Raw genomic sequence first — 21517 nt, 5'->3', positions numbered from 1 at the left:
GCCTACCGCCGCCGGTCGTCGCGGTCACGGTCGCGGTCACGTTCGCGCGGGCGGAAGAAGTCGCCCGCCTCCAGGTCCCCGTCGAGGAACCGGCCGGCGACGAAACCGACGGCGCCCAGCGCCGCCACCAGCAGGAAGGCGCCGAACCCGCCGAAGTACCCGGCGAAGCCCAGCGCCATGCCGACGATCAGGCCGATCACGGCCATGCTCATGGGTGTGCTCCTCGTCACCGGTCCGGTCCGGGTCACTGGATCCTCGGCGGGGTCTCTTCCTCCTCCTCGTCGGGCAGCTTCACATCGCTGACGGCGATGTTCACCTCGACGACCTCCAGACCAGTCATGCGCTCCACCGCGGCGATGACGTTCTCCCGCACGGCGCGGGCCACCTCGGCGATCGCCACTCCGTAGTCGACGACGATCTCCAGATCGAGCGCCGTCTGGACCTCGCCGACCTCCGCCTTCACCCCGCGCGTCGCGGACTTGCCGCTGCCGGGCACCCGGTCCCGCACCGCGCCGAAGGTGCGCGCGAACCCGCTCCCCATCGTGTGGACGCCGACCACGTCGCGGGCCGCCAGCCCGGCGATCTTCTCCACGACGCCGTCCGCGATGGTGGTGCGCCCCCGGTCGGCCGGGGCCACGTACTCCTTGGGTCCCTTGGGCTCCTTGGCCGCCCCCGGTCCGTCCGGGCCGGCCGGCGTGTCGGTCATGGTCGTTCGCCTCGCTTCCAGGGAAGTGTTCCGCGGGAGGGACATGGCGCGCACCGATCTGTTGACACGATAGGCCCTGTCGGTGCGATCTTCGCGGCGTGTGCGGCAGGAGGACGGATATGGACGGGGCCTGGGAGGTCCGCCGGCAACTCGCCCTCGGCAGGCTGCTGCCGCTGGGCGGCGCGGAGGAGGGAACGTGGATCGCGGAGGCGGCGGCGGGGGCGGTGCTGCGGGCCGTCCCGATGCCGGCGGGGGTGCGCCTGGGGGTGGTCCGTCTGGACCGGAGCCCTGCCGCGCCGGTGATTCCCGGGCCGGTCCCGGTTCCCCCCGGCGCCCTGCCCGCCGGGCCGTTGAGGATCTCCGTGGAGCTGGCGGCGGAGCTGGGGGAGCCGTTGCCGGTCGTGGCGGGGCGGGTGCGGGAGGCGTTGATCGGGGCTGCGGAGGGGTGGGTGGGGTTGGTGGTGGAGGGGGTCGATGTGCGGGTGGTGGAGTCGGTGCCTGCTGTTTCTCCGCCGGAGGTGCCGGTGCTGTCCGGCTCCTTGCCGGTGCCGGGCGTGGCCGCGGCGTCCGCCGTCGGGGAGGCGGTTACGTGGATCGGGGTTGAGGAGGGGGTCCGGGTGCTGGATGTGGCGCGGGCGGTGCGGGGGTTTGTGGGTGGGGCGGTGATTGTCGCGGCGGTCGGGGGCCGCGGGTGAGTTTTGCCCCGGTCCCGCCCTTTCACCGTTTCTTTGCGCTCCGCGCGGGTGTCCTCAATCGCCGGACGGGCTGAAAATCAGCCCGTCCGGCGATTGAGGACTTCGCCCGAAGGGCGAATGGGGTCCGGGGTCTCCCCGGAAGAAACGGTGAAAGGGCGGGCCAGGGGCAAAACCCCTCAAACCCCCGCGGGCACCGCTTCCGCCTCCGCCGCCGCGGCCGCCGCCGCAATCCGGTCCCGCCGCTCGCGCCGGACGAGGATCACCCAGCCGATGGGCACGAACGCCGAGAACAGCCACCACTGCACCGTGTACGCCATGTGATTGCCGATGCTGCTGTGATCGGGCGGGTCGATCGTCTGCGGCTGCCCCTCACCGTCGGGGGAGATCAGCTCCAGGTAGCCGCCGAGCAGCGGCCGGTGCAGCGCCTTCGCCTGCCGCTCGCTGTTGATGATCATGATCATCCGGGGCGGCAGCCCCTTCGTGTCCCGGATGCCCTCGCCGGGGTCCTCGTCGGCGCGCAGCCGTCCGGTGAGGTCGATCCGGCCCGCGGGCGGGGCGGGGACCTTCGGGTACTCGCGCTGGCCGGCGTCGGCCGGGATCCAGCCGCGGTTGACCAGGACCGCCCGGCCGTCGTCCAGCACGAACGGGGTGACGACCATGAAGCCGGACTTGCCGGAGTTGTCGGTCCGCAGGCGGACCACGACCTCGCCCTTGGGGTCGTACGACCCCTTCGCGGTCACCCGGCGCCAGACGGCGTCGTGCGTCACCTCGCGGCCGGGCGCCGTCAGATCGGTGACGGGCACGGGTGCGTGGTCGAGGCTGCGGCCGATCTGGTTGTTGCGCGCCACCCGTTGCTCATGGCGATGCAGCTGCCAGAAGCCCAGTTTGATCATCACCGGGATGAGGACGATCCCCACGAGCGTGAGGATCACCCACTGCCGGGTCAGCAGGAAGCGGTACACGCAAGTGACGGTACCTCGTGCCACCCGGCCCTCATCGGCCGGGTGCGCCGGGCCGCGCCCCCTCCGCCGGCAGCACGTGCGAGAGCAGCTGCACGAAGGCGGCCTCGTCGACGACCGGCGTCCCGTACTGCCGGGCCCTGACCGTCTTGGAGGTATGGGAGCCCGGGTCGTTGGTGACCAGCAGGCTGGTCAGCCGCGAGATGCTCGTCGCCACGTGGAGCCCGGCCTCGGTCGCCCGGTCCTCCAGCAGCTCCCGGTCGATCGAGGTGTCGCCGGAGAACGCCACCCGCATGCCCTGAATGAGCTGTTTGCCCGGTTCATAGCGGCCGGGGTTGGGGTACGGGCAGGCGGGCCGCTTGCGGCTCGGCCGCCAGGTCGCGCCGCCGCGGTGCTGCCAGGACGGCTGGTAGCCGACGGTCGCCGAGCGGATGGCCGCCGGGCCGTCGGACCACTCCGTCAGCGGCTGGCAGGCCAGCAGCGGGAGCCGCAGATTCGCCTCCGCCGCCAGCGCGAGGCTCGGCCGGAACGCCTCCGCCAGCACCCGGGCGTCGTCCAGCGCGTGGTGCGCCTGCCGCTGCTCCACCCCGTAATGCGCGGCCAGGGACTCCAGCTTGTGGTTGGGCAGCGGCAGCCCGAGCTCCTTGGAGAGCGCGATCGTGCACAGCCGCCGGCGCACCGGGGCCTCGGAGCCCGCCCGCGCGTACTCCCGGGCGATCATCGACCAGTCGAACGCCGCGTTGTGCGCGACCAGCACCCGGCCGTCCAGCCGCTTCGCGAACTCCTCCGCGACATCCTCGAACACCGGGGCGTCCGCGAGGACTTCGGAGGTCAGCCCGTGGATCCACACCGGGCCGGGGTCGCGGCGCGGGTTGACCAGCGTGTACCAGGAGTCCTCCACCCGGCCGCGGGCGTCCAGCTGGTAGACGGCAGCCGACACTATCCGGTCGTCCCGGGCGAGCCCGGTGGTCTCCACGTCGACGACCGCGTATCCCTCGGGATACGCGGCCGGCCACGGGGTGGGCGATGCGGCTGCGATGCGGTCTTCGAGCATGGTCCAAGAGCTTACGGGCCCGCACTGACAGCGCTTTCCGCCTCCCCCGCCGATCTCGGCCGAACCGACGGTAACCACGATCGGTACCCGAGGGTAACAACCCCTAGCCGTAAGGCCGTCGGCGTGTTTATGGTGCCGTCATGCCGCACCTTCCGGATGTCGTGTTGTGGTCGGTCCCCGCCTTCACCGTGCTCACCGTGATCGAGGCGGTGAGCTACCGCCTCCATCCCGACGACGAGGCCGAGGGCTACGAGGCCAAGGACGCGGCGACCAGCATCGGCATGGGGATCGGCAGCGTGGTCTTCGACGCGCTGTGGAAGATCCCCATCGTCGCGGTCTACACCGCGATCTACGAACTCACCCCGCTGCGCGTCCCGCTGCTGTGGTGGACGCTGCCCCTGATGCTGCTCGCCCAGGACTTCTTCTACTACTGGTCGCACCGCGGCCACCACGTGATCAGGATCCTGTGGGCCTGCCACGTCGTGCACCACTCCAGCCGGAAGTTCAACTTCACCACCGCGCTGCGCCAGCCGTGGACCACCTGGACGGTCTGGCCGTTCTATGTGCCGATGGTGGCGCTGGGGGTGCACCCGGCAGCCGTCGCCTTCTGCTCGGGCGCCAACCTCGTCTACCAGTTCTGGGTCCACACCGAACGGGTCGGGAAGCTGCCCCGGCCCTTCGAGTACGTCCTCAACACCCCCTCGCACCACCGGGTGCACCACGCCTCCCAAGGCGGTTATCTGGACCGAAACTTCGGCGGGATCCTCATCGTCTGGGACCGGCTCTTCGGCTCGTTCGTGGCGGAGGGGGAACGGCCCGTCTACGGGTTGACGAAGAACATCCACACCTACAACCCGCTGCGCGTCGCCACCCATGAGTACGCCGCGATCGCGCGCGATGTGCGCGCCGCCCGGACGTGGGGCGAGCGCGCGGGGCGGATCTTCCGCGGACCGGGCTGGCAGCCGAAGGGGTTCGAGCCGGCGGGGTCCGGGAGGGGCCGCGCCCCGGTCCCCGGGCGGGCCCCGGCCTACGGGCCGGAGGCGGCCGGGCGGCCCGGGCGCGGCGCGGCATCCGGCCCCGGTCGGGCCCAAGTCGCCGCGGCGGAGCGGGCGGTGGGCGCCGGCCCCGGCCGGGAGGCCGCGCCCGGGAAGGCCGGCCGGTGAGGGCGCTGCGCCGCCCCCGGCTCGCCCTGGCCGCCGGGGGCGTCCACCTCGGCGCCCTGCTCACCGGCGCCACGCCCGTCGCACGGGCCACCAAGCCGGTGCTGATGCCGCTGCTGGCCGAGTACGTCCTGGTGCGGGGCGGGCCCCCGCTGCTCGCGGTCGCGCTGCTGCTCGGCTGCGCGGGGGACGTCCTGCTGCAGACCGGCGGGGAGGCGGCGTTCCTGCTGGGGATGGGCGCGTTCGCGGCCGGGCACCTGTGCTACCTGGGGCTGTTCGCCCGGCATGGGAGCCGTCCCGCGGGCCGGTTCCGCCGGCTGCCGGGAGCCGGCTACGCCGCGGCCTGGGCCGCGACCACCGGGCTGCTGTGGCCCGGGCTGCCCGAGCGGCTGCGCGTCCCCGTCGCGGGGTACGGACTGCTGCTGACGCTGATGGCGTACGGGGCGCTGCGCACCGGGCGCCGGGGCGCGGCGGGCGGTGCGCTCTTCCTGCTCTCCGACGGACTGATCGCCTCGGGGCTCGCCGAGTGGCCGCAGGCGCCCGCGCCCCAGTTCTGGATCATGCTGACCTACCTCGGGGCGCAGGCCCTCCTGGCGGACGCCGTCGTACGGGCGGCGCGGGGCGCGTGAGGCGGCCGTCCGCGTGCGGCGGGAGGCCACGCGGAAGAGCGGAGGGACGAAGAGCGGAGGGGACGGGGCGCACCGGCCCCGTCCCCTCCGCCCGTCGGACCGGACGTCAGCCGCGGACCGCGGCCAGGGCGTCGACGATGCCGTAGCCGTAGTGGCTGTTGATGTTCTTGGTGCCCACGCAGGGCGCGTCGGCCGGAGCCTGCACCGGGCAGCCCGGGTTCTTGGCCTGGGCCTTGAGGATCCACCGGAGCTCCGCCGGGCTGGACTTGGGGTGGGTGCTCTTCAGCAGCGCCATCACGCCCGCGACGTGCGGACCGGCCATCGAGGTGCCCTGGAGGAAGCCGTACTCGCCGTCAGGCAGGGTGGAGAGGATGCGGCCGTCCTTGGCGGGGGCGTCCGGGATCTGGCGGGCGTCGCCGCCGGGGGCCGCCACGGTGATCTGGCCCAGGCCGTAGTTGGAGTAGTACGACTTCAGCGACTTGACGCCGGTCGCGGCGACGGTGACCATGCCGGGCAGCTGGGCCGGGACGTCCAGGCACTTGGCCGGGTCGATGTCACGGGAGCCGGGCTTGGTGTCGTTGGGGCTCGACGCGTCGGTGATCTTCTTGGACGCCAGGTCGAAGTTGGAGTTGCCGGCCGAGGCGACGTTGACGACGCCCTTGCGGTCGGCGTACTGCACCGCGCGGTTGACCGCGTCGGAGATGGCCTTCTGGTCGGCGTCGTCCGCGCAGTTGAACATCCACGGGTCGACGTAGTAGCTGTTGTTCGTCACCGATATGCCGTGGTCGGCGGCGAAGACGAAGGCGCAGACCACGCTCTCCGCGTAGAAGAAGCTGCCCTTGGCGGTGCTCACCTTGAGCGCGGCTATCTTCGCGTTCGGGGCGACGCCGGCCACGCCGATGCCGTTGCGGGCCGCGGCTATGGTGCCGGCCACGTGCGTGCCGTGGTAGTCCGTCTTGGGGTCGAACGGCCGCCAGGCGCCGGGGCTGGTGTCCGCCTTGCCGGTGACACAGCTGGCCGACTGGGAGCGGGAGAAGTTGGGTGCGAGGTCGGGGTGGGTGTCGTCGACACCCGTGTCGATGACGCCGACGGTGACCTTGCGGCTGCCCGGGTTGACCTTCGCGGCCTGGTCGGCCTTGATGGCCGGGAGGTCCCACTGAAGGCTCTCCAGCGGCTCCTGCGCCGACTTGCCGGACTTCGCCGCCTTCGCCGCGGCCGCCGCGAATCCCTTCGGCAGCTTGACCTTCTCGGGCTTGCCCACGTCCGTGGTGGCCGCCGGAGTGATGGGGGCGGTGCGGGTGGCGCCCGCGGACGTCACGCCCGGCACGGTGCGCAGGGTCTTGGCGAACTCGGGGTTGGCCGAGTGCGCGACGATGACGCCGATCTTGTCGTACGACTCGACGATGCTGCCGCCGTTCTGCCCGACGGCCTTCTTCACCGTGTCGAGCGTGCCGCGCTCGGTACCGGTGTTGACCACGTACGACAGCAGCGGGCCGTCCGTCGCGACCTTGGCCTTCGCCGCCGGGGCGGCGGCCGAGGCGACGCCGGGCAGGAAGCCGAGGGAGGCGGTGAGCGCCAGGGCGGCGGGCACGGCGAGGAGGGCGTGCCGGCGTCTGGTGCGCAGATGAGCCATGGGAACTCCACATCATCCGGGCCGTCCGGGCACCAGGCGCGCCCGGACGGGTACATGACGAGTGAAGCTAGCGCCGATCATGGCCGCGGAGCAATGAATTCCCCAAGTCGATGGCAGGAACAGGCCGCTTTGTCCCTGACTGGGACGTCTCTTGCCCGGATGCCCTGCCCGGGACCTCCTTGCCCGGGACGACCTTCTTGCCCGGGACCTTCTTGCCCGGGACCTTCTTGCCCGGCGCCGGAGTTCAGCCCCCGCCGGGAGCCCGCAGCGCCTCGATGCTCAGCGGCGGCAGCAGCACCTTCGGCCCGTACCAGCGGCCGGCGACCGGGATCACCGCGGGCGGGTCCATGTGCACGGCCGGTACGGTCGCCGTCAACCTGATGATTCCGAACGGCCGTCGATCAGGGGACGGACCGGGGGACTGCCGCTGAGGCGGCGGCTCGCTGCTCACACCGGGTCAACGAGGCTTTCTCCGGGCGGTTTTGCCCCATCCGGCCCGCACTCCGTCATTCAACGACCGCCCCCCTGTCGCATACTGCGGTGTCCCTCTACGATGCGTGACCCGTATCACAGCCTTCGGCTCGCGCCCGCACCCACCCACCGTCAGGAGAGGCCGTGGACTCAGAAGAGGTCGCGGAGACCCCCACCCCCGCCGCCGCACCGCCCCCGCAGCCGGACGGACCGCCCCGGCCCGGCATTCCCGTGCAGCCCGACCGCTTCCTCGCGGTCCAGAAGAGCGACGAGTTCGGCGAACTGCGCACGGCCCACCGCTCCTTCGCCTTCCCGGTCACCGTCGCCTTCGTCGCCTGGTACCTGCTCTACGTGCTGCTGTCCAACTACGCGGGCGGCTTCATGGACACCGTGCTCGTCGGAAACATCAACGTCGCCCTCGTGTTCGGCCTCGCCCAGTTCCTCACCACCTTCCTGATCGCCTGGTGGTACTCCCGGCACGCCGCGGCCCACATCGACCCCCGGGCCGAGGCCGTCAAGGCCCGTATGGAGGCGGCGGAATGACCACCTCCACGACCGTGCTCGCCGCCGCCGGAGGGGCGGGCGAGCACCGCACCCTGATCATCACGCTGTTCTCGGTCTTCGTCGCCATCACCCTGGGCATCACCGTCTGGGCGGGCCGGCAGACCAAGGGCGCCGAGGACTTCTACGCCGGCGGCCGCTCCTTCACCGGTTTCCAGAACGGCCTGGCCATCTCCGGCGACTACATGTCTGCGGCGTCCTTCCTCGGCATCGCCGGGGCCATCGCCCTCTTCGGCTACGACGGCTTCCTCTACTCCATCGGCTTCCTCGTCGCCTGGCTGGTCGCCCTGCTGCTGGTCGCCGAACCGCTGCGCAACTCCGGCCGGTTCACCATGGCCGACGTCCTCGCCCACCGGCTGGCGCAGCGCCCGGTGCGCACCGCCGCCGGCACCTCCACCATCGTCGTCTCGATCTTCTACCTGCTGGCCCAGATGGTCGGCGCGGGCGCGCTCGTCGCCCTGCTGCTGGGTGCCAGCGGCGAGGGGGCACGGCGCTGGATCATCGTCCTGGTGGGCCTGGTGATGGTGCTCTATGTGACCATCGGCGGGATGAAGGGCACCACCTGGGTGCAGATCGTCAAGGCGGTCCTGCTCATCGCGGGCACCCTGCTGATCACGATCCTGGTGCTCAACAAGTTCGACTGGAACCTCTCCCACCTGCTCGGCGCCGCCGCCGACAAGAGCGGCAAGGGCAGGGCGTTCCTCGAACCCGGGCTCCAGTACGGCAAGGACGGCACCTCCAAGCTCAACTTCGTCTCGCTGGGCCTGGCGCTCGTCCTCGGCACGGCCGGACTGCCGCACATCCTCATCCGCTTCTACACCGTGCCCACCGCCAAGGCGGCCCGGAAGTCGGTGAACTGGGCGATCGGCATCATCGGCGCCTTCTACCTGATGACCATCGCCCTGGGCTTCGGCGCGGCGGCCCTCGTCGGCTCCAAGGCGATCATCGCCTCGAACGAGTCCGGCAACACCGCGGCGCCGCTGCTCGCTGAGGAGGTCGGCGGCGGGGCGGGATCCACCGGCGGTGCCGTGCTGCTCGCGGTGATCTCCGCCGTCGCCTTCGCCACGATCCTCGCCGTGGTCGCCGGCCTCACGCTCGCCTCGTCCGCGTCCTTCGCGCACGACCTGTGGGCCAACGTCATCCGCAAGGGCGCGACGGGGGAGAAGGAGGAGGTCCTCACCGCCAAGATCGCCGCCGTGGTCATCGGCGGGATCTCCATCGTGCTGGGCATCTTCGCCCACCGGCTCAACGCAGCCGCCCTGGTGGCGCTGGCCTTCGCCGTCGCCGCCTCGGCCAACCTCCCGACGGTCCTCTACAGCCTCTTCTGGAAGCGCTTCACCACCCGCGGCGCCCTCTGGTCGATCTACGGCGGACTCGTCTCCTCCGTCACGCTGGTGATCTTCTCGCCGGTCGTCTCGGGCAATCCCAAGGCGCTCTTCCCCGGGATGAGCTTCGACTGGTTCCCCCTCGGCAACCCCGGCCTCGTCTCCATCCCGCTCGGCTTCCTGCTCGGCTGGCTCGGCTCGCTGCTCCCGCAGGAGGAGGCGGATCCGAGGAAGTACGCCGAACTGGAGGTCCGTTCGCTCACCGGCTACGGCGCGCACTGACTTCCGCCGCGGTCCCGCGGGGCATCAACGAACTGTTGATGCCCCAAGGGATCGCGTACGCTGCGGACCATCGGCACCAATGGTCACCGCGGGAGGGGCAGCGCCGTGCTCATGGACACCTACGGTCGTGTCGCCACCGACCTGAGAGTCTCCCTCACCGACCGCTGCAACCTCCGCTGCACCTACTGCATGCCGGAGGAGGGCCTCCAGTGGCTCTCCCGCCAGGACCTGCTCACCGACGACGAGATCGTCCGCCTGGTGGGGATCGCCGTCACCCGGCTCGGCATCACCGAGGTCCGCTTCACCGGTGGCGAACCGCTGCTCCGCCCCGGACTGGTCTCCATCGTCGAGCGCTGCGCCGCCCTCGCGCCGCGTCCCCGGATGTCCCTCACCACCAACGGCATCGGCCTGGCGCGCACCGCGCGCGCCCTGCAGGAGGCCGGCCTCGACCGGGTCAACGTCTCCCTCGACACCCTGCGCCCCGACGTCTTCCGGCAGCTCACCCGGCGCAAGCGCCACCAGGACGTCCTCGACGGACTCGCCGCCGCCCGGGCCGCCGGCCTCGACCCCGTCAAGGTCAACACCGTCCTGATGCCCGGCCTCAACGACGACGAGGCCCCCGACCTGCTCGCCTGGGCCGTCGACCACGGGTACGAGCTGCGCTTCATCGAGCAGATGCCGCTGGACGCCCAGCACGGCTGGCGGCGCGAGGAGATGATCACCGCCGCCGACATCCTGGCGAGCCTGCGCACCCGCTTCACGCTCACCCCCGAGGAGGGCCGCGGCTCCGCCCCCGCCGAGCGCTGGCTCGTCGACGGCGGCCCGGCCAGGGTCGGCGTCATCGCCTCGGTCACCCGCCCGTTCTGCTCGGCCTGCGACCGCACCCGGCTGACCGCCGACGGGCAGGTCCGCACCTGCCTGTTCGCCACCGAGGAGACGGACCTGCGCGGAGCGCTGCGCTCGGGCGCCGACGACGAGGAGATCGCCCGGCGGTGGCAGCGGGCGATGTGGGGCAAGAAGGCCGGCTCCGGCCTGGACGACCCGGCGTTCCTCCAGCCGCGCCGGCCGATGTCCGCGATAGGCGGCTGAGGCGCGCTCGTTCGGTGAGGGGCGCTCGTTCGACGAGGCGCGCTAGTTCATGGCTTCCCACTCCTGGAGCGTCACCACGTCCTTGAGGAAGCCGCGCACGCCGAGGAACTCCGACAGGTGCTCGCGGTGCTCCTCGCACGCGAGCCAGGTCTTGCGGCGCTCGGGGGTGTGCAGCTTGGGGTTGTTCCACGCCAGCACCCACACGGCGGGGGCGCGGCAGCCCTTGGCGGAACAGATCGGGGCGGTCGCTGCGTCGGCTGCGTCGGGGAAGATCACCCGTCAACTCTACGTGCAGGTGCGCCGCACGAGGCGTCCGGATGCGGGCACGACGACGCCGGGCAGCCACGGGGGGAGCCGCCCGGCGTCGATCATTCGCTCCGACGGGGGATGCGGAGCGCCTACGAAGTATGTCACGGAGAGCCCCGCGGAGGGCACCTAAAGACATGATTGATTTGAGGTTTTGCTGAGCTTCCGCCCCGGCGCTCCGGAACCCAAGCCTCAGTCCTGGTCGCCTTGTTGGGTCCCGCGAGGGCTCTCACCGGCGGACTTCGCCGCTCCGCCGGAGCCGGGGGTGATGGCCGGCCGGGTGGGCCCGGGGATGAACGTCCTGGGCAGCGAAGGGACGTTCTCCCGGCCCGCGTTGGCGATCACCACCGCGACGTAGGGGAGCAACATGCCCAGGACGAGGGTGCCGAGCGCGACGTAACGCTCCACGTTCCACAGCACCACTGTCAGGATGACCGCGAGCGTGCGGATCCCCATCGAGATCACATAGCGTCGCTCGCGCCCGCGCACGTCCTCCTTCAGACCCTGCCGGGCCCCGGTGATCCGGAAGGTCTCCGTCCGGCCGCGCTTCCGTATCACGTGCACCACCTGATCGCCTCTGCTGTCCGGTCCACTGTCCGGGTCGGGATGTACTCAACGTTACGCCGCGACTCCCGGCAGGACGAGGGCGGGGCGGCGGGTGGGACGGCTCGACATGCGGTGCCGTTCCGGCGGGCCGAGACTGACGCCATGAACTGGTTGTGGGCCATCATCGTCGGTCTCGTCCTGGGACTGATCGCCAAGGCGATCCTCCCGGGGAAGCAGCGGATTCCGCTCCTGCTGACGATCATCTGCGGCATGATCGGGGCGGCTCTGGGGAACTGGGGCGCGTCCGGGCTGGGTGTGCGGCACACGCACGGCATCGACTGGATCCGGCATGCGCTGCAGCTGATCGGGGCGGTGGTTGTGGTGGCGCTGGGGGATCGGGTGTGGGCGGCGGTGCGGGGTCGTCGTTCCGAGGGGTGAGTTTGCCCCTGGCCCGCCCTTTCACCGTTTCTTCCGGGGGCCCCACCCCCTCGGCCCGGCACCGCGCTGCCGCGCGGTGGGCGGGTGGCGGGGCTCCGCCCCTGCGCCCCGGCGGGGGCTGCGCCCCCTGCACCCCTGCTTCCGGGGCTTCGCCCCTGGCCCCCTTTTTCGGGGCTCCGCCCCGGACCCCGTTTGTCGCGGCTTCGCCGCTCGTCCTCAAACGCCGGACGGGCTGGATCGGCGCGCCATTTCAGCCCGTCCGGCGTTTGAGGACAGCGCCCGGAGGGCGCTTCGGGGGTCCAGGGGGCGCAGCCCCCGGTGGGGTGCAGGGGCGAAGCCCCGCCCACCCGCGGCGAAGCCGCGGTGCCGGGTCCGGGGCCCCGCCCCGGGGAAACGGCGAAAGGGCGGGACCGGGGCACACCCCCCCCGCGACCTACAGCCCCCGCAGCTCCGCAATCTTGCGCCCCGCCTTGAGGTAGACGCTCCCCGCCGCGGAGCCCAGCCCCGCCCCCGCCAGCAGCTCGGGAACGACCTCGCCCAGCGGACGGATCGCATCCGCCTCGGCGAGCACGATCGCCTGCTGGCCGTCACCCGTCTCGACGACCAGTCGCAGCCCGTTCTGCTTGGCCACCCGCCGCGCCGCCGACGCACTCGGCTGGAAGCCCAGCACCTTGCTGAGGACGCCCGTCACCGGTTCGGCCCCGTGCTCGGCGATCTCGACGACCGGGAGCGCCTCGACGTCCGTGAAGCTCTTCTTCGAGAACTGCGCGACGAATCCCGCCCGGGCGGCCATCGCTGCCTCGACGCCGTAGAGCGCGGCCACGACCTCACCGGCGAGGACCTTCTTGAGGTCCATCGGGTGCAGGGAGCGCGCCTCGACCCGGCCGAGGACGAGCGCGATCTCCGCGTCCGTCCACTCGGTCCACGCCTTGAGGTACGGCTCCATGAGCCGGTCCGGAACGGACATGATCTTGCCGAAGACGTCGTCGGCGGTGGCGTTCAGCCCGACGTAGTTGCCCTTGGACTTGGACATCTTGGCGCCGGTGCCGTCCGTGCCCTCGATGAGCGGCATGGTGACCACCAGCTGCGGCCGCTGCCCGCGCAGCTCCATCAGCTTGCGGCCCATCTGCAGGTTGAGCAGCTGGTCGGCGCCGCCGAGCTCCACGTCGCAGTCCAGGGCAACGGAATCCAGGCCCTGGGCGACCGGGTAGAGCAGCTCGGACATGGTCAGACCGGAGCCCGAGGAGAGCCGGTTGCGGAAGTCCTCGCGCTGCAGCAGCTGCGAGACCGGCACCTGGGAGAGCAGGCCCAGCAGCTCCGGGAAGGTGTAGGGGGACAGCCACTCGCTGTTCTGGCGGAAGCTGACCGCCTCGAAGTCGAAGAACGGCCGCACCTGCTCGCGGTAGCCGGCCAGGTTCTTCTCGATGTCGGCGTCGGTCAGCGGCGGCCGCTCGGCCGTACGCCCCGTCGGGTCGCCGATCTTCGCCGTGAAGTCGCCGATCAGCAGCGTGACGTCGTGGCCCATCCGCTGGAAGCGGCTGAGGACGATCATCGGGACGGTGTGGCCGAGGTGGACGTCGGCGGCGGTCGGGTCGATGCCCAGCTTGATGTGCAGGCCCTTGCCCGCCGCCCGGCGCTCCCCGATCCGCTCGGCGAGCTTCTCCTCGCCCGGCAGCACCTCCACGGCGCGGCCCGCGATCAGGGCGGCCTGCTCCTCGGGCGAGAGGTCCGTCAGGTCCAGATAGCGCCGCGCCTTGGTCTCGGTGAGCAGCCGCTCCACGGTCGAGTCGGTGGAGAGGTCCTGCGCGAGGAGCTCGCTGGCGCGGGCGACGGATTCGCCGAGGCGTGTCATGGCGTTCCTGAGATCGTTGCGGACGGTTGGACGGGACGAGCCCGTCGGGCCAGTCTATTCGGAGGGCCCGACAGAGCTCCGTCCGCTCCTCGGACCCCCTCAGACCCCCTTGCTCACCGAGCTCATGTTGAAGTCCGGGATCCGCAGCGCCGGCATCGCCGTCCGGCCGAAGTACTTGCCGATGTCCCGGGCCAGGGTCGGCTCGGTGCGCCCCGCCTCGACGGCCCGGGAGAGCAGGCCCACCGGCGACTCGTTGAAGCGGAAGTTGGTCACCTCGCCCACCGCCTCGCCGTCCCGCACCAGGAACACCCCGTCCCGGGTCAGACCCGTCACCAGCAGCGTCGCGGGGTCCACCTCGCGGATGTACCAGAGGGAGGTGAGCAGCAGCTCGGGTCCGTCGTGCCCGCTCGCCGCGATCATCTCCGGCAGGGAACGGGTGCCGCCCGCGTCCAGGATCAGGTTGTCCGGGTACGGAGCGACCGGCAGGCCGGTCAGCGCGGCGCTGTGCCGGGTGGTGACCAGCCGCTCCAGCACGCCGTCGCGGATCCAGTCGGTGGCGCCCACCGGCAGCCCGTTGTCGAACACCGAGGTCCCGTCGGTCGAGCTGCCCGCCAGGACGAACGGGGCGCACTCCAGGCCGGGGGCCGAGGGGTCGCTGCGCAGCGTCAGGGGCAGCGCCGCCAGTTTCTCGCCCACCCGGGTCCCGCCGCCGGCCCGGGAGAAGACGGTGCGGCCCTCCGCCGCGTTCCGGGCGTCGGCCCGCAACTGCAGGTAGACCATCAGGTCGGCCACGGCCGACGGCGGCAGCAGCGTGGGGTGCCGCCCGGCGGGGACCTCGACGCGGCGGCGGGACCAGCCCAGCCGCTCGGCGAGGGAGGCGTCCAGGGCGAGCGGGTCCACTTCGCGGAAGTCCCGGGTGGGCACGGCCGTCCACGCCGAGCCGGTGCCGTCGGCCGCCTTGGCGTTCAGCTCGACGCCGCCGGTGGGCTGGTCGTGCCGCAGCCGCAGCCCGGCGGAGGTGCCCAGATAGCTGGTGACGGTCTCGTGGTGGGCGAAGCCGTACAGCTCGCGGCCGGCCGGTCGGGCGCGGGCGAAGGACTCGCCCAGGGCGGGGGCGAAGGCGTCGAAGACGGCGGCGGTCGTCTCGGCGGGTCCGTCGGTGAAACCGGGGGAGTGCGGTACGCCCGTCACCGGGGGCGCGGCGTCCTCGGCCGGGCCCGCCGCGCGGGCGGCGTGCTCGGCGGCCCCTACCAGCTCCGCCAGGTCCGTGGCGGTGACCCCGGACCGTGAGACGACGCCCGCGGCGGTGCCGCTGCCGCCGTCCACGGTGGCGATCACGGTGACGGTGCGGCCGCGCGTGACGCCGTTGGTGGTGGGCGCGTTGCGCGCCCAGCGCAGATTGGCGGTGGAGCGCTCGGCGACGATCACCGTGCAGCCGTCGGCCCGGGAGAGCGCCAGGGCCCGTTCGACGATCTCGTGAGGGCTGTTCCGACGCATCGTCACTTGCCCGCCTCCTGTGCCGTGTTCAGGATGTTCACGTCCCGGAAGAGGGCCGTGGGGCAGCCGTGCGAGACGGCCGCGATCTGCCCCGGCTGGGCCTTGCCGCAGTTGAAGGCCCCGCCCAGCACATAGGTCTGCGGACCGCCCACGGCCGTCATCGAGCCCCAGAAGTCCGTCGTCGTCGCCTGGTAGGCCACGTCGCGCAGCTGCCCGGCCAGCCGGCCCTTCCGGATCGCGTATGCCCTCTGCTGGGTGAACTGGAAGTTGTAGCGCTGCTGGTCGATCGACCAGGACCGGTTGCCGACCACATAGATCCCCCGGTCCACGTCCGCGATCAGCTCCTCGGCCGACGGTCCGTCCGGTGCCGGGAGCAGCGAGACGTTCGCCATCCGCTGCAGCGGCATGCGCGACGGCGAGTCCGCGTACGAGCAGCCGTTGGAGCGGCCCAGCCCGTGCAGCCGGGCGATCCTCCGGTCCAGCTGGTAGCCGGTCAGGATGCCGTCCTCGATCAGGTTCCAGGACTGGGCGGCCACGCCCTCGTCGTCGTACCCGACGGTCGCCAGGCCGTACTCGGCCGTCCGGTCGCCGGTGACGTTCATCAGCGGCGAGCCGTACCGCAGCGTCCCCAGCCCGTCGGGGGTGGCGAACGAGGTGCCCGCGTAGGCCGCCTCGTAGCCCAGGGCGCGGTCGAGCTCGGTGGCGTGGCCGATCGACTCGTGGATCGTCAGCCACAGGTTGGACGCGTCGACGACCAGGTCGTACGCGCCGGCCCGGACGCCCGGCGCGCGCAGCTTCTCCGCCAACAGCCCCGGCATCTCCGCCAGTTCGGCGTCCCAGTCCCAGCCGGTGCCCGTCAGGTACTCCCAGCCGCGGCCCGTCGGCGGGGCCAGGGTGCGCATCGACTCGAAGGTGCCGCCGCCCGGGTCCACGGCCACCGCCGTCAGCTGGGGGTGCAGCCGGACGCGCTGCTGCGTGGTCGTCGTGCCCGCCGTGTCCGCGTAGAACTTGTTCTCGTGCACGGTCACCAGCGAGGCGTCCACATGGCTCACGCCCTCGGCGGCCAGCAGCCGGTCGCTGTAGCCGGCCAGCAGCGCGGTCTTCTCGTCGTCGGGTACGGAGAAGGGGTCCACCTCGTAGGAGGAGACCCAGGTGCGCTCCCCGTACGCGGGCTCGTCGGCCAGCTCCACCCTCTCGGCCGAACCCGCCGCGGCGTTCACCTTCGCCGTCAGTCTGGCCATGGCCACCGCCTGCCCGGCCACGCGCGCGGCGGCGTCCATGGTCGGCTCGGTGCCCGAGGCGAAGCCCCAGGCCCCGTCGTGCACCACCCGTACGCCGTAGCCCAGGTCGGTGGTGTCCGAGGAGCCCGCGAGGCGCGAGTCGCGCAGCCGCCGGCCGGCGGTGCGCACCCGCTCGAAGCGGAAGTCGGCGTGCTCGGCGCCCAGCGCGCGGGCGCGCGCCAGGGCGGCGTCGGCCAGGGGACGCAAGGGAAGCGCGAGAAATGACGCGTCGATGGAATGCGGCACGGAACCTCCCGAAGGTCGTCGCCGTGCATCATGCCCACGCGGCGCCCCCGGCGGCAGGAGATTCTGTAGAGATCCAACAGTGACCGGCACCCGTCCCCTGTCAGTGCCCGATTGTCTCTTCGGTGACCTCTACCGATACGTTCATGTAGTCCAGCTCCGTCCATGTCCATGGAAACGGATCCACTAACGGAAGGGTGATCCTTTGAGCCGCTCGGTTCTCGTCACCGGAGGAAACCGGGGCATCGGCCTCGCCATCGCGCGCGCCTTCGCCGACGCGGGGGACAAGGTCGCCATCACCTACCGTTCGGGCGAGCCGCCGGAGGGCTTCCTCGCGGTCAGGTGCGACATCACGGACCCGGAGCAGGTCGAGCAGGCCTACAAGGAGATCGAGGAGAAGCAGGGCGCGGTCGAGGTGCTGGTGGCCAACGCCGGCGTCACCCGCGACCAGCTGCTGCTGCGCATGTCCGAGGAGGACTTCACCTCGGTCGTCGAGACCAACCTCACCGGCACCTTCCGGGTCGTCAAGCGCGCCTCGAAGGGCATGCTGCGCGCCCGCAAGGGCCGCGTCGTGCTGATCTCCTCCGTGGTCGGCCTGCTGGGCTCGGCGGGGCAGGCGAACTACGCCGCCTCCAAGGCCGGCCTGGTGGGCTTCGCCCGCTCCCTCGCCCGTGAGCTGGGTTCCCGCAACATCACCGTCAACGTCGTCGCGCCCGGCTTCGTGGACACCGACATGACGGCCGTGCTCAGCGACGAGCAGCGCGCCGGCATCGTCGCCAACGTCCCGCTGGGCCGTTACGCGCAGCCCGAGGAGATTGCCGCCTCGGTCCGCTTCCTCGCCTCGGACGAGGCCGCATACATCACCGGAGCCGTCGTTCCCGTCGACGGCGGATTGGGCATGGGTCACTGATCGCCATGAGTGGAATCCTCGCAGGCAAGCGCATCCTGGTCACGGGTGTCCTGACCGAGCAGTCGATCGCCTTCCAGGCCGCCAAGGTGGCCCAGAACGAGGGCGCCGAGGTCATCCTGACCGGGTTCGGCCGGCTCACCCTGGTCGAGCGCATCGCCAAGCGGCTGCCGAAGCCCGCTCCGGTGATCGAGCTCGACGTCACCAACCAGGAGCAGCTGGACACCATCGCCGACAAGGTGCGCGAGCACCTCGGCGAGGGCGTCGCCCTGGACGGCATCGTGCACTCCATCGCCTTCGGCCCGCAGGGCGCCTTCAACTTCCTGGAGGCCACGTGGGAGGACGTCTCCACGGCCGTCCACGTCTCGGCGTACTCCTACAAGGCGCTCGCCACCGCGCTGCTGCCGGTGATGCGCGAGGGCTCCTCCGTCGTCGGCCTCACCTTCGACGCCCAGTTCGCCTGGCCGAAGTACGACTGGATGGGCGTGGCCAAGGCCGCCCTGGAGGGCACCAACCGCTACCTCGCCCGTGACCTGGGCCCCAAGGGCATCCGCTGCAACCTGGTCTCGGCCGGCCCGATCCGCTCGATGGCCGCCAAGTCCATCCCGGGCTTCGAGGAGCTGGCGGACGTGTGGAACCACCGCGCGCCCATCGGCTGGGACCTCGCCGACCCGGAGCCGGCCGGCCGCGGCGTCGTCGGCCTGCTGTCGGACTTCTTCCCCCGCACCACGGGCGAGATCGTGCACGTCGACGGCGGCGTGCACATGATGGGTGCCTGACGCCTCCTGCCGATCGCGCGAGGGCCGCGGCCCGTCCCCCGGGACGGACCGCGGCCCTCGCGTCGTCACTCCGCCGTTCGAGTCGATAATCCGGCCGCCCGCCCGCACACTGAGGGAGCAACGTCCCCTCGGACCACCGGGGGAGGAGGTACGGCCGTGATATGCGCCTCCGGTCTCCGCCGGACCACCGCACTGCTGCTGACCGCCGCGGCCCTCGCCGGGCCCTCCGCGCCCGGCCCGCTCGCCGCCCACCCCCGCGGAGCGTCCGCCCGCCCGGCGCCGCGTCCCGTCCCGCCGGGCCCGCCGCCCGGGGCCGAGTGCCACACCCTCGTCCGCGGCTCGCACGCCACCGCCGACTGCTTCAACGGCAACGCCACCCCCGACCGGGTCCAGCTGCACCTGCGCTGCGCCCGCTGGTGGGACCCCGCCATGGACACCGCCCCGGTCATCGTCGGCCCGACGCGGCACGTCACCCTCGCCCAGCGCTGCTGGCTGACCGTGCGGGAGGCCTGGGTCAGTCACGCGCCGGGCTGATCGCCCTCCCCGTCTCCCTCGTCTCCTCCGTCTCCGCCGTCCTCCCTCACGACGTACGGGTACGTGCTCGCCTCGGCGGCCGCCGCGGCCGCGTCCCCGGACCGGATCGCCGCGACCAGCCGGGCGTGGTCCGTCAGCACCCGGGAGCGCGGCTCCGTCCCCACGTCCCCGCGCAGGAAGTCCCGGACGACCGCGCCGAGGTCCGCGTAGAGCGCGGCCAGCACCTCGTTGTGCGCGGCGGCCACGACCGCGGTGTGGAACGCCGCGTCCGCCTCGACGAACCGCTCCAGCCCGCCCGAGCGCCACTCCCGCTCGCGCCGCTCCAGCAGCTCCTCCAGCAGACCGAGGTCCTCCTCCGTGCGGCGCTCCGCGGCGAGGGCCGCGGCCTTCGTCTCCAGGGCGCTGCGCAGCTCCGCCACGTGCAGCGGATCGGCGCCGGCGAAGCGGCGCTGCATCACGCCGGCCAGTTCGCTGGTGGCGGCGACATAGGTGCCCGAGCCCTGCCGGATGGTGAGCAGACCGTTGTGCGCGAGGGCGCGGACGGCCTCCCGGACGGTGTTCCGGGCGACGCCCAGCTGCTCGACGAGCTCCGGCTCGGTGGGGATGCGGGAGCCGACCGGCCAGGCGCCGGAGGTGATCTGCCGGCGCAGCCCGTCGATCACCTGGTCCACGAGCGGGGCCCTGCGGGGCGAGGTCAGGGACATCGCTGGTACCTCATTCATCCCATGATTCTATGATGGGTGCCATGGTGGGCACAGAGGGCGGGGCGACGGACACGGCGGACGGGCGGTCCGCGGCGACGGCCGCGGGAAGAGCGGTCCGCGGGCCGACGGGACGGTGGTGGCTCGCCATGGGTCTCGTCCTGGCCGCCCTCAACCTGCGGCCCGCGGTCACCGCCCTGGGCTCGCTGATGGAGGAGGTGCGGCACGGCCTCGGCATGAGCGGCACCGTCGCCGGGCTGCTCACCTCCGTCCCCTCCCTGTGCTTCGCGCTGCTCGGCCCGGCCGCGCCGCGGCTGGCCCGGCGCTTCGGCCCGGCGTCCGTGGTCTGCGGCGGGCTCGCCGCGGTCGCCGCGGGCCTGGCGCTGCGGCCGTTCGCGGGCGGCACCGCCGGGTTCCTGCTGCTGAGCGCGCTCGCCCTGGCCGGCATAGCGGTGGGCAACGTGCTGATGCCCGTCGTCGTCAAGCGCTGGTTCCCCGACCGGGTCGGCCCGCTGACCGGCCTGTACTCCATGGCCCTCACCGGCGGCTCGGCGCTCGCCGCCGCCTCCACCGTGCCGCTGGCCGGCGCGCTGGGCGGCGGCTGGCGGCCGGGGCTGGCCGTCTGGTCGCTGCTCGCCCTCGGGGCGGGGGCGGTGTGGTGGGGCATCGCCGCCCGGGACCGGGCCGCGCCCGCCGCGGCCGTCCCGGCCGCCGAGGAGCCCGCCCCGCGGATGGTCCGCAGCCCCACCGCCTGGGCCCTCGCCGTCTTCTTCGGGCTCCAGGCCACCGGCGCGTACATCACCATGGGCTGGATGCCGCAGATCTTCCGCGACGCGGGCGTGGGCGCGGGGACGGCGGGGCTGCTGGCGGCGGTGACCATGCTGGTGGGCATGCCCTTCTCGCTGCTGCTCCCCGGCATCGCGGCCCGGGCGCGCAACCAGGGCGTCATCGCGCTGGCCCTCATCGCCTGCGGTCTCGCCGGGTACGCCGGTCTCCGCTTCGCCCCGGCCGGCGGGTGCTGGGCCTGGGCCGTGCTCCTCGGCATCGCCAACAGCTCCTTCCCGCTGGCCCTGACGATGATCGGCATGCGGGCGCGGACCGGCGCGGGCGTGGTGCGGCTGTCCGCCTTCGTCCAGAGCATCGGCTATCTCCTCTCCATCCCCGGGCCGTTGCTGGTGGGCCGTCTCTACCAGGCCACCGGCGGCTGGGGGCTGCCCATCGCGCTGCTGGCGGCGCTGCTGGTGCCGCAGGCGGTGGCCGGGGTGCTGGCCGGGCGCGACCGCAGCGTCGAGGACGAGACCTGAGCGACGGGATCCGAGCGACGGGACGGGATCCGACCCCGGTGCCGGGGCGGCCGGGCGGGCTGGGACACTGGGGGCATGCCCGTCATGGACACCAATCCCGACCCCAAGAACGGTCAGAAGGCGCTTCTGACCATCCTCGGCGCGATGCTCGGCATCACCGTCGTCATCGGCATCATCGCCACCTTCGCCTCCGGCTGACCGGCCCGTCCTCTCCCGGGGGTGGTGCCGGCACCACCCCCCTAGGGGGCCCGCCTCCGGGAGGACTGGGGGGTTCACCGGATGGGAGAGGGCGCTCCCGCTCCGTAGGTTCGTAGTGCACCGCGACGCGGCGGTGCACCGACCGGACCGTACGGAGGCGACCCCATGCCCGCCCGCAGGCACGACCGCACGCGTACCGTGCAGACCCGCCTGCCGTGGTGGGCCGCGGTGCTGCCCGCGCTCGCCTTCGTGGCCCTGTTCGTCCTGCTGGCCGCCCCGGCCCCGGCCCCCGCGGCGGAGGCCGCCCCGGCGGCGCCCGGCATCGTGGCCCGCCTCGTCCTGCTCGTCGGGCACTGGCTGCCGTGAGG

The 21517-nt window shown here is 72.6% G+C and carries 25 protein-coding genes; 13 read left to right on the top strand and 12 right to left on the bottom strand.

The window, feature by feature from the left end; genetic code table 11:
• Positions 1-2 precede the first annotated feature (2 nt).
• Positions 3-212, bottom strand: coding sequence for a hypothetical protein (locus AB8735_RS10000; protein ID WP_372406713.1), 210 nt, complete (start codon positions 210-212; stop codon positions 3-5).
• Positions 213-244: 32 nt separating this feature from the next.
• Complete coding sequence (locus AB8735_RS09995; protein ID WP_344032273.1) at positions 245-706, bottom strand: Asp23/Gls24 family envelope stress response protein; 462 nt, start codon at positions 704-706, stop codon at positions 245-247.
• Positions 707-825: 119 nt separating this feature from the next.
• On the opposite strand from AB8735_RS09995, the gene AB8735_RS09990 reads away from it, so the two are divergent.
• Entirely contained in the window at positions 826-1401 is a 576-nt protein-coding gene (locus AB8735_RS09990) for a hypothetical protein (RefSeq protein WP_372406711.1), read from the top strand.
• Positions 1402-1577: 176 nt separating this feature from the next.
• Here AB8735_RS09990 and AB8735_RS09985 read toward each other — a convergent pair whose 3' ends face one another.
• On the bottom strand, positions 1578-2363 hold the full coding sequence (locus tag AB8735_RS09985) for an SURF1 family protein (RefSeq protein ID WP_372406709.1): 786 nt from the start codon (positions 2361-2363) through the stop codon (positions 1578-1580).
• Positions 2364-2394: 31 nt separating this feature from the next.
• Positions 2395-3414 (bottom strand): DEDDh family exonuclease, encoded by a 1020-nt coding sequence (locus AB8735_RS09980; protein ID WP_344032268.1) that lies wholly within the window; start codon positions 3412-3414, stop codon positions 2395-2397.
• A 140-nt stretch (positions 3415-3554) separates the two neighbouring features.
• Here AB8735_RS09980 and AB8735_RS09975 point away from each other — a divergent pair, with 140 nt between their 5' ends.
• Complete coding sequence (locus AB8735_RS09975; protein ID WP_372406708.1) at positions 3555-4577, top strand: sterol desaturase family protein; 1023 nt, start codon at positions 3555-3557, stop codon at positions 4575-4577.
• On the top strand, positions 4574-5203 hold the full coding sequence (locus AB8735_RS09970) for a lysoplasmalogenase (RefSeq protein WP_372406707.1): 630 nt from the start codon (positions 4574-4576) through the stop codon (positions 5201-5203). The genes AB8735_RS09975 and AB8735_RS09970 overlap by 4 nt, the downstream gene beginning before the upstream one ends.
• A gap of 106 nt (positions 5204-5309) precedes the next feature.
• Here the strand turns inward: AB8735_RS09970 and AB8735_RS09965 are convergent, their stop codons facing one another.
• Both AB8735_RS09965 and AB8735_RS09960 read right to left on the bottom strand, forming a co-directional pair.
• The gene (locus tag AB8735_RS09965; RefSeq protein WP_344022379.1) at positions 5310-6836 is read right to left on the bottom strand and encodes a S8 family serine peptidase; all 1527 of its coding nucleotides are present in this window, start codon (positions 6834-6836) and stop codon (positions 5310-5312) included.
• A gap of 244 nt (positions 6837-7080) precedes the next feature.
• On the bottom strand, positions 7081-7212 hold the full coding sequence (locus tag AB8735_RS09960) for a hypothetical protein (RefSeq protein WP_344022381.1): 132 nt from the start codon (positions 7210-7212) through the stop codon (positions 7081-7083).
• A gap of 239 nt (positions 7213-7451) precedes the next feature.
• On the opposite strand from AB8735_RS09960, the gene AB8735_RS09955 reads away from it, so the two are divergent.
• From AB8735_RS09955 to moaA, 3 genes are all read left to right on the top strand, one after another.
• On the top strand, positions 7452-7850 hold the full coding sequence (locus AB8735_RS09955) for a DUF485 domain-containing protein (protein ID WP_372406705.1): 399 nt from the start codon (positions 7452-7454) through the stop codon (positions 7848-7850).
• Positions 7847-9475, top strand: coding sequence for a cation acetate symporter (locus tag AB8735_RS09950; RefSeq protein WP_372406703.1), 1629 nt, complete (start codon positions 7847-7849; stop codon positions 9473-9475). Before AB8735_RS09955 ends, AB8735_RS09950 begins: the two co-directional genes overlap by 4 nt.
• Before the next feature lie 105 nt (positions 9476-9580).
• Positions 9581-10564, top strand: coding sequence for a GTP 3',8-cyclase MoaA (gene moaA, locus AB8735_RS09945; RefSeq protein ID WP_344022385.1), 984 nt, complete (start codon positions 9581-9583; stop codon positions 10562-10564).
• Between the two features lie 42 nt (positions 10565-10606).
• Here moaA and AB8735_RS09940 read toward each other — a convergent pair whose 3' ends face one another.
• Both AB8735_RS09940 and AB8735_RS09935 read right to left on the bottom strand, forming a co-directional pair.
• On the bottom strand, positions 10607-10840 hold the full coding sequence (locus AB8735_RS09940) for a hypothetical protein (protein ID WP_372406700.1): 234 nt from the start codon (positions 10838-10840) through the stop codon (positions 10607-10609).
• 222 nt (positions 10841-11062) lie between these two features.
• Positions 11063-11437, bottom strand: coding sequence for a DUF3099 domain-containing protein (locus AB8735_RS09935; protein ID WP_372406697.1), 375 nt, complete (start codon positions 11435-11437; stop codon positions 11063-11065).
• 141 nt (positions 11438-11578) lie between these two features.
• Between AB8735_RS09935 and AB8735_RS09930 the strand changes: the two genes are divergently transcribed.
• Entirely contained in the window at positions 11579-11854 is a 276-nt protein-coding gene (locus AB8735_RS09930; protein ID WP_344022389.1) for a GlsB/YeaQ/YmgE family stress response membrane protein, read from the top strand.
• Positions 11855-12287: 433 nt separating this feature from the next.
• Here the strand turns inward: AB8735_RS09930 and tyrS are convergent, their stop codons facing one another.
• The 3 genes from tyrS to AB8735_RS09915 form a co-directional block, all read right to left on the bottom strand.
• Entirely contained in the window at positions 12288-13706 is a 1419-nt protein-coding gene (tyrS, locus tag AB8735_RS09925) for a tyrosine--tRNA ligase (RefSeq protein WP_372406696.1), read from the bottom strand.
• 99 nt (positions 13707-13805) lie between these two features.
• Entirely contained in the window at positions 13806-15203 is a 1398-nt protein-coding gene (locus tag AB8735_RS09920; RefSeq protein ID WP_372411811.1) for a metallopeptidase TldD-related protein, read from the bottom strand.
• Positions 15204-15205: 2 nt separating this feature from the next.
• Positions 15206-16729: a TldD/PmbA family protein gene (locus AB8735_RS09915; RefSeq protein ID WP_372406694.1), complete on the bottom strand. Its 1524-nt coding sequence runs from the start codon at positions 16727-16729 to the stop codon at positions 15206-15208.
• A gap of 202 nt (positions 16730-16931) precedes the next feature.
• Here AB8735_RS09915 and fabG point away from each other — a divergent pair, with 202 nt between their 5' ends.
• The 3 genes from fabG (at position 16932) to AB8735_RS09900 (ending at position 18946) form a co-directional block, all read left to right on the top strand.
• Positions 16932-17636: a 3-oxoacyl-[acyl-carrier-protein] reductase gene (gene fabG, locus AB8735_RS09910; RefSeq protein WP_344030897.1), complete on the top strand. Its 705-nt coding sequence runs from the start codon at positions 16932-16934 to the stop codon at positions 17634-17636.
• A 5-nt stretch (positions 17637-17641) separates the two neighbouring features.
• Positions 17642-18412: an enoyl-ACP reductase FabI gene (gene fabI, locus AB8735_RS09905; protein WP_344030895.1), complete on the top strand. Its 771-nt coding sequence runs from the start codon at positions 17642-17644 to the stop codon at positions 18410-18412.
• A 156-nt stretch (positions 18413-18568) separates the two neighbouring features.
• Positions 18569-18946: a hypothetical protein gene (locus AB8735_RS09900; protein ID WP_372406691.1), complete on the top strand. Its 378-nt coding sequence runs from the start codon at positions 18569-18571 to the stop codon at positions 18944-18946.
• Here the strand turns inward: AB8735_RS09900 and AB8735_RS09895 are convergent.
• Positions 18931-19650, bottom strand: coding sequence for a FadR/GntR family transcriptional regulator (locus AB8735_RS09895; RefSeq protein WP_372411810.1), 720 nt, complete (start codon positions 19648-19650; stop codon positions 18931-18933). The genes AB8735_RS09900 and AB8735_RS09895 overlap by 16 nt on opposite strands.
• Before the next feature lie 29 nt (positions 19651-19679).
• Between AB8735_RS09895 and AB8735_RS09890 the strand changes: the two genes are divergently transcribed.
• The 3 genes from AB8735_RS09890 (at position 19680) to AB8735_RS09880 (ending at position 21515) form a co-directional block, all read left to right on the top strand.
• Positions 19680-20951, top strand: coding sequence for a CynX/NimT family MFS transporter (locus AB8735_RS09890; protein WP_372406689.1), 1272 nt, complete (start codon positions 19680-19682; stop codon positions 20949-20951).
• A gap of 75 nt (positions 20952-21026) precedes the next feature.
• Positions 21027-21149 (top strand): SGM_5486 family transporter-associated protein, encoded by a 123-nt coding sequence (locus AB8735_RS09885; protein ID WP_344030890.1) that lies wholly within the window; start codon positions 21027-21029, stop codon positions 21147-21149.
• 165 nt (positions 21150-21314) lie between these two features.
• A complete protein-coding gene (locus AB8735_RS09880) occupies positions 21315-21515 on the top strand; it encodes a hypothetical protein (protein WP_372406687.1) in 201 nt (66 codons plus the stop codon).
• Positions 21516-21517 lie beyond the last annotated feature (2 nt).

The organism is Streptomyces luteireticuli (genome assembly GCF_041519305.1).
GTDB classification, from domain to species: Bacteria; Actinomycetota; Actinomycetes; order Streptomycetales; family Streptomycetaceae; genus Streptomyces; species Streptomyces luteireticuli.
Note: the sequence above shows the minus strand (reverse complement) of the source record. Positions and strands in the feature narration are given on the sequence as shown.

Coding starts and splice junctions, on each gene's coding strand:
- AB8735_RS09895 (WP_372411810.1), bottom strand. CDS start 19,650: ATGTCCCTGACCTCGCCCCGCAGGGCCCCGCTCGTGGACCAGGTGATC.
- AB8735_RS09885 (WP_344030890.1), top strand. CDS start 21,027: ATGCCCGTCATGGACACCAATCCCGACCCCAAGAACGGTCAGAAGGCG.
- AB8735_RS09950 (WP_372406703.1), top strand. CDS start 7,847: ATGACCACCTCCACGACCGTGCTCGCCGCCGCCGGAGGGGCGGGCGAG.
- AB8735_RS09930 (WP_344022389.1), top strand. CDS start 11,579: ATGAACTGGTTGTGGGCCATCATCGTCGGTCTCGTCCTGGGACTGATC.
- AB8735_RS09975 (WP_372406708.1), top strand. CDS start 3,555: ATGCCGCACCTTCCGGATGTCGTGTTGTGGTCGGTCCCCGCCTTCACC.
- AB8735_RS09995 (WP_344032273.1), bottom strand. CDS start 706: ATGACCGACACGCCGGCCGGCCCGGACGGACCGGGGGCGGCCAAGGAG.
- fabI (WP_344030895.1), top strand. CDS start 17,642: ATGAGTGGAATCCTCGCAGGCAAGCGCATCCTGGTCACGGGTGTCCTG.
- tyrS (WP_372406696.1), bottom strand. CDS start 13,706: ATGACACGCCTCGGCGAATCCGTCGCCCGCGCCAGCGAGCTCCTCGCG.
- AB8735_RS09980 (WP_344032268.1), bottom strand. CDS start 3,414: ATGCTCGAAGACCGCATCGCAGCCGCATCGCCCACCCCGTGGCCGGCC.
- AB8735_RS09890 (WP_372406689.1), top strand. CDS start 19,680: ATGATGGGTGCCATGGTGGGCACAGAGGGCGGGGCGACGGACACGGCG.
- AB8735_RS09965 (WP_344022379.1), bottom strand. CDS start 6,836: ATGGCTCATCTGCGCACCAGACGCCGGCACGCCCTCCTCGCCGTGCCC.
- AB8735_RS09920 (WP_372411811.1), bottom strand. CDS start 15,203: ATGCGTCGGAACAGCCCTCACGAGATCGTCGAACGGGCCCTGGCGCTC.
- AB8735_RS10000 (WP_372406713.1), bottom strand. CDS start 212: ATGAGCATGGCCGTGATCGGCCTGATCGTCGGCATGGCGCTGGGCTTC.
- AB8735_RS09880 (WP_372406687.1), top strand. CDS start 21,315: ATGCCCGCCCGCAGGCACGACCGCACGCGTACCGTGCAGACCCGCCTG.
- AB8735_RS09990 (WP_372406711.1), top strand. CDS start 826: ATGGACGGGGCCTGGGAGGTCCGCCGGCAACTCGCCCTCGGCAGGCTG.